This is a genomic window from Microcoleus sp. N9_B4 (genome assembly GCF_036701635.1).
In the GTDB taxonomy this organism is placed as follows: Bacteria; Cyanobacteriota; Cyanobacteriia; order Cyanobacteriales; family Microcoleaceae; genus Microcoleus.
Map to the genome: position 1 here is coordinate 40,265 of NZ_JAUBRC010000046.1, position 9,463 is coordinate 49,727.

A 9,463-nucleotide genomic window follows, 5' to 3' on the forward strand; every position below is an offset into this window, starting at 1 on the left:
GTAACGATGAAATACATATTGCTGATTTACAGCGACGAAAATGCCTGGACTGAAAGCGAGCTGCAGCAATGCTACGCAAAGTCTTTGCAGCTAACCCAAGAACTGCAAGCGAACAATCAATATTTGGGTGCTTCGCCGCTACACTCGATCGCCACAGCAACCAGTATTCGAGTACGTGACGGCAAAAAACTTGTTACCGATGGGCCGTTTGCGGAGACGCGCGAACAACTCGGTGGCTACTTTCTGATCGATGCCAAGGATCTTGACGAAGCGATCGCGATCGCAGCACGCCTACCAAGCGCCAGTAAGGGTACGGTTGAAATTCGCCCGATCGTGGAACTGTCGGGCTTGCCATCAGACCAGTAGTTGCCGTCAATACCGCTCAACGCAGGCTTCCACATCCGCACTGACAAACTTTTCCAGAAAAAATGTTCAACTTGTCGATCGCACGCACCTCTATTCGACTAGATGGTAGAGCAAGGGTTAGCAGTTTTCAATCTGCGCCCGGAAAACCAATCGACATCAATTAAGGAGATACCACTATGACAATGACAACAGAAACCACCAAAACACAAGACGAAGCCCAGATTCGACAAATCATCGCAGATACGGCCAGTGCCATCTGCGCCAAAGACCTCGATCGCATCATGGCGCACTACGCCCAAGATGTGATTATTTTCGATGCAATACCGCCGTTCCAAACCAAAGGTGCAGATGAATTTCGACGGACGTGGGAGGCCTGCCTGCCTTGTTTCCCGGACTCCTTCGGGATTGAGATGCTAGACCTCAGCCTCACCGTGAGCGGTGATTTGGCGATCGCGCACTGGCTTTTTCACTTCACAGGGATGCCAAAAGATCACCCAGGGGGGCAGATGTGGATGCGGATCACCTCTGCGTGCCAGCGGAAACAGGGCAGATGGCAGATTGTGCACGAGCATTGCTCTGTCCCCTTCGATCCAGAAACGTCTAAAGCCGTTTTCTCGATCGCACCTTAGCCCAGCTCAACAACCATAAACAAAAGGAGATTTCACGATGAAAGTCATGATTCTAATCAAAGCTACCCAAGACTCAGAGGCAGGCGTCATGCCCAGCGAACAGCTTCTGACGGAAATGGGGCAATACAACGAAGCATTGGTCAAGGCGGGAATTATGCTCGCTGGCGAAGGGCTACATCCCAGCTCAAAAGGAGCGCGGGTGACGTTTTCAGGTACAAATCGCAGCGTGATTGACGGGCCGTTCACAGAGACAAAAGAGCTGATTGCCGGATTCTGGATCTGGCAAGTGCAGTCGATGGAGGAAGCCATCGCCTGGGTCAAACGCTGCCCGAACCCGATGCCAGGAGAATCCGCGATCGAAATTCGCCAGATATTTACAGCAGAGGACTTCGGCGAATCCTTCACGCCCGAACTCAGGGAACAGGAAGAACGCATTCGGGCGGAGGCAGAACAACTCCAGCGTTCTTGAGGGCATAAATGCTGCCTAACTTTTCGTCCGGCAGCCACATCATTTCCCATGAATGGATTGCTCGATCGACTATTACCCAAAGGAGTACATGATGCAATCGAATACTTATCTCTTTTTTGACGGTGAATGCGAAGCTGCATTTAAATTCTACGAACAATGTTTAGGTGGCAAAATCGACGGGATGATGACTTATGGGGATGCGCCCATGTCTGAGGAAATTCCCTCCGAACAGCGCGATCGAATCATGCACGCCAACTTAACTGTTGGTGGAATGGTATTGATGGGTTCTGACACTCCACCTGATGGCTTTAAAAAACCACAGGGATTCTCTGTGAATCTTCAATTTGACGATCTGGTCGAAGCGGAGCGGATCTTTCAAAAATTGGCAGAAAACGGAACGGTGAAGATGCCATTCCAAGAGACCTTCTGGTCTACCCGTTTTGGAATGCTTGTCGATCGATTTGGCACACCGTGGATGATTAATGTCCAGCCAGCTACCTAACTTTTTCAAGTTTGCTCACAGGCGTTACCCTTCAATTCAAACATTAGCGAAAAATCGTTAATGTTTCACCTTGCGATCGAAGTTAAAAAGGAGAAAACATGGCTACTAAAATTTTCGTGAATTTACCCGTCAAAAATCTCGATCGGTCTGTCGAATTTTTTACTAAACTTGGATTCAGTTTTAACGCCCAGTTTACTGACGAAACTGCTACTTGTATGGTTGTAAGCGAAGACATCTTCGTCATGCTCTTGACAGAAGCCAAGTTCAAGGAATTTACACCCAACGCAATTTGCGATGCCACCAAGAGTACAGAAGTGCTGATCTGCTTGTCTTCCGAGAGCCGAGAAGAAGTGGATAAAATGATTAGCAAGGCAGTTGCTGCTGGCGGAACGACCTACAATGAACCCAAAGACTACGGATTTATGTATGGTCATGGCTTTCAGGATTTAGATGGCCACATTTGGGAAACTATGTTCATGGAACCCAGCGCAGTAAATCAAGGTTAGGCATTTTCTATCTGCTTCCTGAAAACAATACAAAGCTCTTCTCAATGGGTCCAAGTTAGCGATTCCATTGAGAAGAGCGATCGAATATCCAAAAATCCAAAAAGGGTGCATCTCAGTTTGGCAAATCCCTGAAAAAATGGCTAAAATGAAAAATCTAGTAAAACTGTAAAAAAAGGATGATATCAAGAAAATGACACCCGAAGATAAACAGCAGCTAAAAGCATACTTAAAAGGGGTAGCAGACAACAATTGAGCTGATGAACCCTTACTAAACTTTTAATAAACTCATTATTTTCAATCCATCTGCTTCACGACCTCCAAGGCTAACCCTAACACATCTGCAATTTGCTCATCCCTCAATCCCAACTGTCGTAATTTACCAACCATTTCAATTTTCACTTGATTCGTGCTGTCCTAGTAGTCGGGAGTTGCCGGCTGACTTTTATCTGGGGTAGGAGTGGGTAGTTCTGAGCAACCATTGATATAGTTAATAGTGTTGCTATTACCCTCAATATTATTACTATTATTTAAAGCAATCTTTATAGTTGATTGCCGTTTTAGGACAGATTTAAGATTACGTTTATCCACTGGTTCGCCGAAAATATCAGATAACATATGCAAAAGCTCGTAACCTACATCCTTAGCATGACCCGCCGTACAACCATAAGTATTTGCAATATCAGAATACTTTTGTCGCTTCAGTATTCCCTCGATAATTCCGCGCTGCAAGTCATTTAGATGTTTGCCTGTATTAGCGCTGAGCACTTCATCTACAAATTGCAAGATATGGGCAGTGTCCATCAGTAGGGGTGTCAGAGAACTATAGTTAGTATAGCCGTCTTTATCCGTCTTTATCCGTCTTTATCCGCCTTGCATCCGCCTTGCATCCGAATTTTAGAAATACCCGTCTTTTTCCGTCTTTTTTCGCTTTTCAGTTTTGAGCGATCGGTTTATGATAAGGAAGAGAATATTATAAAAATTAACTCCATTAAAGGCAAGAGCTGTGAATGGAGGATTATGCGATGGGATAAGGCAGGGAGTAAACCTGATTGTCGGGTGTCCAAGCTGGGCGGTGTTTAGCTACTTCAGTTTTTTGTACGCTCGGGGTGCAGCCTTTGGAAAAGCGTAGGTTTGGCACAAAAAGATCACAAAAGCTAACTTATCCCAAGCTATATGCTCATAGTGTTAATTAACTTTAGTTCGCGACCGGGAGAAAAATTATGTCATTGTTCGATCAGCGCGGTCAGAAAGTAAACTACCAATACAATGCTGCTAGAGATATCAACTTTGCAACAGTTCAAAATCAAGCCGACCTTGTTAACGAGCTAGAGAAGCTAAATTCTGAGATAACAAAAGCTGGAGACGCTCAAGTTATTGATGCGGAGATTGTTACAGATGCTCAATATCAAATTCAGAAAGCTGTTGACCAATCTAAAAAACCTGCTCCCAACAAAAATGCAATTGTAGAACACCTCATTAAGGCTAAAGATTTTCTCAAAGATATAGTCGAAGCAGGTGGAATTGTTACTGCTATTGTGAAAGCAATTGAATTAGTTCAGCAATTGTTTTAGAAACTGAAAGCTGGCAGGGTGTATTAATACGTAGCAACTAGGACTAACTCTGTAACAGCTAGTTATTGTAACGTCATGACAGATTTTAATCAGCAAGGTCAAAATGTTATCAATCAAGTCAACCAAGTAATTAATCAACAACTCATCGTTAACAACTGTATTGTTAACGATGAGTTGGTCGAAAAATTTGTAGAGAATATTGCTTGTTTGCTTCCTTTTAACGCAGACCTACAAGTTAAGAAATCTCTTATACTTCAAGTAGTTATTGAATGTGCAAATAGCAGACGTTTGCCACTTTCATCAGAAGACACATTGTTAATACTGAGTAAACTAAGTGAACTGAGTTTAGAGGAATTCAATAGGCTGCTATCTTCTGACAACAAGTACAAGAAGCTGAAAAATCGTCTCGGCTGGTTTATCCTTGGGGGAACTGCTGTTGGTGGTGCTACTGGAGTTGCGATCGCAGCAGCGCATTATGAGAAAGTCATTGAGGATCTGAAATCCAATGACGAGTTATATAAACCTGTAGGTCGAGAACCTTATCCACCTACTTACCCAACCGAGCCAGATGACCCAAAACGATTGCCCAAAAATCGAGAACCCTATCCACCTAGTTCTGACCCAACTAAATCAAATAGCTTAGGACAATCTCTCAGAAAAAGTTCTAGACTTGGAGATGATTTCCTTAAAAGTTCTAGACTTGGAGATGATTTCCTTTCTAAACCATCTGCTCCTCCTAGAGGTGGAGGTGGAAGTGGAGGTGGCGGTGGTAGCCTCCCAAATCAGCCTCACGACCAAGTAATTGACAATATAATTGAACAAAATCTTGAGGCAAGAGTTAGTAATCCTGTGGACTTGGGTAGCTCTTTTGGCGGAGGGATACCAGAACCTCAAACAGGTGGTTCTGGTGGAGTTGCTGATTGTGGTGACACTCCTGACTGCGGCGATTGTGGTGACACTCCTGACTGCGGCGATTGTGGGGAATGTGAACCTAGTTGCGATTGCTTCATTGCTACTGCTGTGTATGGCAGCTATGATGCACCACAAGTAGTTAGTTTAAGGCGTTTTAGAGACGAAAAATTGATGTCTTACTCTATAGGGCGATTGTTTATTGCAGCATATTATCAAATATCCCCGCCTTTAGCTCAATGGCTTAAAACTTCTCCACATTTTGCGAAACCTGTACGTCAAATCCTGGATAAATTAGTATTTAGTTTACAGAATAAATGATTATTTTTATATGTCTATAAAGTTCCTCTACCGAAAGTTTTTATCAGCGAAACTATATTATCTATCTCAAAAGCAGAGTTCTGCTAACACAAAGGCAAAGCGTAAAGGTATCCTCACAAGATTTCTGTGGTTAGTTGCACCACTCGTAAGCTTAATAGACAAATTAGGCTTGCGATTCTTACTTGATTACATTGCTATTCAAGGCATTCAGAGGTATCAAAAACATCTATCGCCTCACAAAGGCTTTTCCTGTGCCTACAGCAGATTTTATGGTGCTGAATCTTGCTCAGAATACTTCCGGAGAACAGTCAGAACTTACGGCTTATCAAAAGCAATTCCTCTTTTTGAGCAACGACTGAGAGATTGTAAACTTGCTAACGCAACCTTAAAGGCACAACGTATAAGTAAAACTACACAAAGAAAACTAGAGCGTTAAGATTGGCCATAGTATAAGCATTAATAGCCCTGGCGCTACATTTGCCAGCACTTCAGGAAATTTTAGACTTTTAAACAGAAGTACGATCGCCCTTTTTAAACCTCTTCAACAACTCCGGCGTCATCAAACCTTGCGGAAAAAATATCGTCCCCAAAACAATCAGCAACCCAAAAATAATTAAACGTCCATCCCGCAGAAATTGCGCCAACCAAATTGGCAATCCCTGAATAGTTGCGAGCCCCCTCAAAACCTCCGGCAAAGCAGTAAACACCATCCCCCCCAAAACTGCTCCCATAAAAGTTCTGTTACCACCAATCAACACAGAAGTCAAGTAAATAATACTAGCATCAAAAGTACCTTGACGCGCGTTCCAAGTATTCAGGAAATGAGCGCTAACTGCACCCACAACCCCAGCTAAAACAGCACCTAACGTGAAAGCCAAAACCTTATAAAAAGTTGGGTTAATACCGATCGCATCAGCCGCCAACTCATCAGCGCGGATCGCAGCAAAAGCGCGCCCCACCCGAATCCGTTCCAGCCGATACACAATCGCCATACTTACCAATAGTAAAGGTACTACAATCCACAAATACTCGATCGGCGTTCCAAACGGTTGCGGAATCCCAAAAATGCCCACAGCCCCGCCAGTGATATCTAAATTCAGGGATAAAACCCGCAAAATTTCCACAAAAGCAATAGTTGCGATCGCCAAATAAATCCCGCTTAACCGCAGCGCCGGAATTCCCACCAAAATCCCCAGCAACCCCGAAACAACCCCTGCAATTATCATCTCTAATAACAACAACGGTAGTGGAAATAAACCCCCTGTCTGTTGAAAAACCGTCGTAGATAAAATCGCCGCAATATACCCACCCAAAGCATAAAAACCCGGGCTAGCCAGAGATAATTGTCCAGTCATTAGAGGCAAATAAAGCGACATTCCCAACATTGCACCCAGCAACATCGAGACAATCAGAAACCCGTAAGTAGTAAAAAATTCATTCATAACTTTTTTTATTTCTTAGTCTGTTAGAAAGGGACTTAGTTTGACTCTTAAGCGATTTCAATCGCCGAATTTTCTGACACCTTTTAAATCAAACACCTCTATTTCTTAGTCTCTTGGAGAGAAACTTAGTTTGAGTCTTAAGCTATTTCAATCGCCGAATTTTCTTACACCTTTTGAATCAAACGCCGTCCAAACAAACCCTGCGGTCTAACCAATAGCATAATAAACAATATAGCAAAAGCAACAGCATCCTTATAAGCCGAAAAATCACCAGGCACAAAAGCCTCCACCAAACCAATGATAAACCCACCCAAAACCGCCCCAGGAATACTCCCCAACCCACCCAGCACAATCACCGCCAAACCCTTCAAACCAAAAGCAATCCCAAAATACGGCCCAGCAATACTCACACTAGAACCCACCAAACTCCCCGCCAAACCCGCCAGAAAACTGCTCACAAAAAACGTCAACACAATGTACCTATCAGTATCAATCCCCAATAAACTAGAAGTTGTCGCATCTTCAGCCACAGCCTGCATTGCTTTGCCAAATTTAGTAAAATTTATTAAATAAGTTAAGACAGCCACAATCGCAACTGATACCACAAAAATTACTATTTGAACAGTCCGAATCGGAATAGGTTTATCCGCCGTTCCGAAGTTAATTGCAGCCGGTAAATAGCCGTAAGTGTTAGCAGGAAAAGTGTAAATTTCCGCACCTACAAGATATTGGATAATATTGGCGATCGCAACTGCTACACCCAAACTAGAAACCACAGTCAGCAGAGGATCAGAGTGTCGGCGGCGCAAAGGCCAAAAAGCCACTCTTTCAACAATTACTCCCACCAAACCAGCCATGACACTTCCCAAAATTAACGCCACAGCAAAAGGCAACTGCACGGGAATTCGAGCATTAGCCCACAACCCATTAAAACCGAAACCACCTCCCATCAGCCCATAAGTGAAATAAGCACCCAACGTAAATACTGCACCGTGAGCAAAATTAATAATTCCGAGAATAGAAAAGACCAGCGTATATCCCAGGGCAAAAATAGCATACACGCTGCCGATCGACAAACCATTCAAAAATTGTTGCAAAAACAGAGTTAAGTCCATCACCAGTTAGAGATTCGGCATCAATATTAAATTATTCAAAAACAAACAGCATACAATTTTTACTCTGACTTCTGAATTCCCCCTTGGGGGCAGCGGGTTTAACCTCAGACTCACACTCAATAACTCATCCGTGTATCCGTGTCAGAATCCGTGTCGTGCCTGACTTCATTTCAAAAACTCAAACTTACCATTATTACCATCCGCCTCCATCTTAATGCGTGCCACATAAAACTCTTTCTGATTAATTTCCCCTTCAGGCGTAAAAGAAATTTCCCCCAAAGGCGTATCGTAGTTACCACCCAACAACTGCTGATTCAAATTTGTACGCAATTCTGCCAAAGGCTTTTCGCTAAGCTTAGACTTAGCATTAAGTGCCTTTAATGACTCAACAAAAACTTGTACGCCCGTAAAAGCTTGTGCGCTAAATTGAGGCGGTTCTTTCTTGAATTGAGCGCGATAAGCATCCCGAAAAGCCTTATTAACTTCATTTTCATATTCCGGGCTGTAGGCTTGGGCAATCAAAACCCCATCGCAAAGAGCCTTGCAAACAGGAAATACATTAGAAGTATTCAGACCGTTGCCCCCAATGATAACGCCTTTGTAACCCAACTCCCGCAATTGCTTAATTAAATTGCCTCCATCGGCTGCCAACCCAGAAATAATGATTAAATCCGGCTTGACATTTATCCCATTAGTGGCTTGAGATTGGAAATCTGTATCAGTAGTCAAGAATTTTTGGACTGTTGCCAATTCCAGCCCCATATCTTTAACCGTTGTCTGGAAAGTTTCAGTCTCAGATTTGCTAAAAGCATCATTCTGAGCAAAAAACACAGCTACTTTTTTAATATTGGGATTTTGCTTCAGTGCAGCTTTAACTGCATTAGGTGCTACCACTGCCACAGGCGCGGAGACTCTGGCCACATAATCGCCAATCTGGGGAATGCCTTTAGCGGTGTTGGAGGGTCCGAGTACGGGAACTTTTGCTCGATCGGCGATCGGATCGGCACTAAAAGCTTGTTGCGAGAGGGTCGGCCCCACAATACCTACCACCTGATCCTGATTGATCAGAGTATTGAAGGCATTGATCGTCCCTTGTTCATCTCCACCTGTATCTTGGAACACCAGTCTAATCGGCGTCCCATCCACACCGCCCTTATCGTTGAAATACTTCTCAGCAATTTTCGCGCCAGCCACTTGCTCTTGGCCGAGTAAAGCCACATTGCTAGTTTGGGCTACCCCAATCCCTATATATATAGTGTTGGAACTTCCCCCAGCCGAACCCCCTGGTGAAGTACCGGGAGATGGGGAAGTCGCCGGAGATACTGTAGTAGAGGTTTGGGGAGTGTTCGTCTGACTGCAAGCCAGCAGCAGTGAAGCGCAGGTAATGAATAAGCCACTAGGGCGGGCTGTAGGTTTTTTCATGAGCGGGCGATCGAACATCTATATATAGAACATCTACACGTAGAGATATTCTACCCATACGCGGTAGATACTCCCCTCAAAAGTCCAATCTTGCCCAAAAAAAGACCCCATAGTTAAAAGAGGAGTCAGCCAGAGGAGGTCGGAGAGCGACTTAATAGCCGAAACCCTTGGTGTGTATAGGTTCAAAAATAACTCAAAAATATTTTCACAA

Annotated in this window: 12 protein-coding genes; 8 read left to right on the forward strand and 4 right to left on the reverse strand. The window is 43.9% G+C overall.

Translation table 11 applies throughout. The annotated features are described in order from the left end of the window. Positions 1–6: 6 nt before the first annotated feature. From QUA43_RS24750 to QUA43_RS24770, 5 genes are all read left to right on the forward strand, one after another. The gene (locus QUA43_RS24750) at positions 7–366 is read left to right on the forward strand and encodes a YciI family protein (RefSeq protein ID WP_333377255.1); all 360 of its coding nucleotides are present in this window, start codon (positions 7–9) and stop codon (positions 364–366) included. A 176-nt stretch (positions 367–542) separates the two neighbouring features. Then, positions 543–995, forward strand: a complete 453-nt coding sequence (locus QUA43_RS24755; RefSeq protein ID WP_333377257.1) for a nuclear transport factor 2 family protein — start codon at positions 543–545, stop codon at positions 993–995. A 37-nt stretch (positions 996–1,032) separates the two neighbouring features. Continuing rightward, complete coding sequence (locus QUA43_RS24760; RefSeq protein WP_333377258.1) at positions 1,033–1,464, forward strand: YciI family protein; 432 nt, start codon at positions 1,033–1,035, stop codon at positions 1,462–1,464. 88 nt (positions 1,465–1,552) lie between these two features. Next, a complete protein-coding gene (locus tag QUA43_RS24765) occupies positions 1,553–1,966 on the forward strand; it encodes a VOC family protein (protein ID WP_333377260.1) in 414 nt (137 codons plus the stop codon). Positions 1,967–2,064: 98 nt separating this feature from the next. Then, positions 2,065–2,472, forward strand: a complete 408-nt coding sequence (locus QUA43_RS24770) for a VOC family protein (RefSeq protein ID WP_333377262.1) — start codon at positions 2,065–2,067, stop codon at positions 2,470–2,472. A 414-nt stretch (positions 2,473–2,886) separates the two neighbouring features. On the opposite strand, the gene QUA43_RS24775 is transcribed toward QUA43_RS24770, so the two are convergent. Continuing rightward, complete coding sequence (locus tag QUA43_RS24775; RefSeq protein ID WP_333377263.1) at positions 2,887–3,273, reverse strand: hypothetical protein; 387 nt, start codon at positions 3,271–3,273, stop codon at positions 2,887–2,889. 419 nt (positions 3,274–3,692) lie between these two features. Here QUA43_RS24775 and QUA43_RS24780 point away from each other — a divergent pair, with 419 nt between their 5' ends. The 3 genes from QUA43_RS24780 (at position 3,693) to yidD (ending at position 5,709) form a co-directional block, all read left to right on the forward strand. Continuing rightward, complete coding sequence (locus QUA43_RS24780) at positions 3,693–4,043, forward strand: hypothetical protein (protein WP_333377265.1); 351 nt, start codon at positions 3,693–3,695, stop codon at positions 4,041–4,043. 75 nt (positions 4,044–4,118) lie between these two features. Further along, the gene (locus QUA43_RS24785) at positions 4,119–5,273 is read left to right on the forward strand and encodes a CFI-box-CTERM domain-containing protein (protein ID WP_333377267.1); all 1,155 of its coding nucleotides are present in this window, start codon (positions 4,119–4,121) and stop codon (positions 5,271–5,273) included. A gap of 10 nt (positions 5,274–5,283) precedes the next feature. After that, complete coding sequence (gene yidD / locus QUA43_RS30960) at positions 5,284–5,709, forward strand: membrane protein insertion efficiency factor YidD (RefSeq protein WP_445302000.1); 426 nt, start codon at positions 5,284–5,286, stop codon at positions 5,707–5,709. Between the two features lie 70 nt (positions 5,710–5,779). Here the strand turns inward: yidD and QUA43_RS24790 are convergent, their stop codons facing one another. The 3 genes from QUA43_RS24790 to QUA43_RS24800 form a co-directional block, all read right to left on the reverse strand. Continuing rightward, positions 5,780–6,715 carry a branched-chain amino acid ABC transporter permease gene (locus QUA43_RS24790; RefSeq protein WP_333377269.1) on the reverse strand — a complete coding sequence of 312 codons (936 nt, stop codon included), beginning with the start codon at positions 6,713–6,715 and terminating at the stop codon, positions 5,780–5,782. A 164-nt stretch (positions 6,716–6,879) separates the two neighbouring features. Then, complete coding sequence (locus QUA43_RS24795) at positions 6,880–7,830, reverse strand: branched-chain amino acid ABC transporter permease (protein ID WP_333377273.1); 951 nt, start codon at positions 7,828–7,830, stop codon at positions 6,880–6,882. Between the two features lie 165 nt (positions 7,831–7,995). Further along, positions 7,996–9,252: an ABC transporter substrate-binding protein gene (locus QUA43_RS24800; protein ID WP_333377271.1), complete on the reverse strand. Its 1,257-nt coding sequence runs from the start codon at positions 9,250–9,252 to the stop codon at positions 7,996–7,998. Between the last annotated feature and the right edge of the window lie 211 nt (positions 9,253–9,463).

Coding starts and splice junctions, on each gene's coding strand:
- QUA43_RS24755 (WP_333377257.1), top strand. CDS start 543: ATGACAATGACAACAGAAACCACCAAAACACAAGACGAAGCCCAGATT.
- QUA43_RS24760 (WP_333377258.1), top strand. CDS start 1,033: ATGAAAGTCATGATTCTAATCAAAGCTACCCAAGACTCAGAGGCAGGC.
- QUA43_RS24795 (WP_333377273.1), bottom strand. CDS start 7,830: ATGGACTTAACTCTGTTTTTGCAACAATTTTTGAATGGTTTGTCGATC.
- QUA43_RS24790 (WP_333377269.1), bottom strand. CDS start 6,715: ATGAATGAATTTTTTACTACTTACGGGTTTCTGATTGTCTCGATGTTG.
- QUA43_RS24800 (WP_333377271.1), bottom strand. CDS start 9,252: ATGAAAAAACCTACAGCCCGCCCTAGTGGCTTATTCATTACCTGCGCT.
- QUA43_RS24750 (WP_333377255.1), top strand. CDS start 7: ATGAAATACATATTGCTGATTTACAGCGACGAAAATGCCTGGACTGAA.
- QUA43_RS24770 (WP_333377262.1), top strand. CDS start 2,065: ATGGCTACTAAAATTTTCGTGAATTTACCCGTCAAAAATCTCGATCGG.
- QUA43_RS24780 (WP_333377265.1), top strand. CDS start 3,693: ATGTCATTGTTCGATCAGCGCGGTCAGAAAGTAAACTACCAATACAAT.
- QUA43_RS24785 (WP_333377267.1), top strand. CDS start 4,119: ATGACAGATTTTAATCAGCAAGGTCAAAATGTTATCAATCAAGTCAAC.
- QUA43_RS24765 (WP_333377260.1), top strand. CDS start 1,553: ATGATGCAATCGAATACTTATCTCTTTTTTGACGGTGAATGCGAAGCT.
- QUA43_RS24775 (WP_333377263.1), bottom strand. CDS start 3,273: ATGGACACTGCCCATATCTTGCAATTTGTAGATGAAGTGCTCAGCGCT.
- yidD (WP_445302000.1), top strand. CDS start 5,284: ATGTCTATAAAGTTCCTCTACCGAAAGTTTTTATCAGCGAAACTATAT.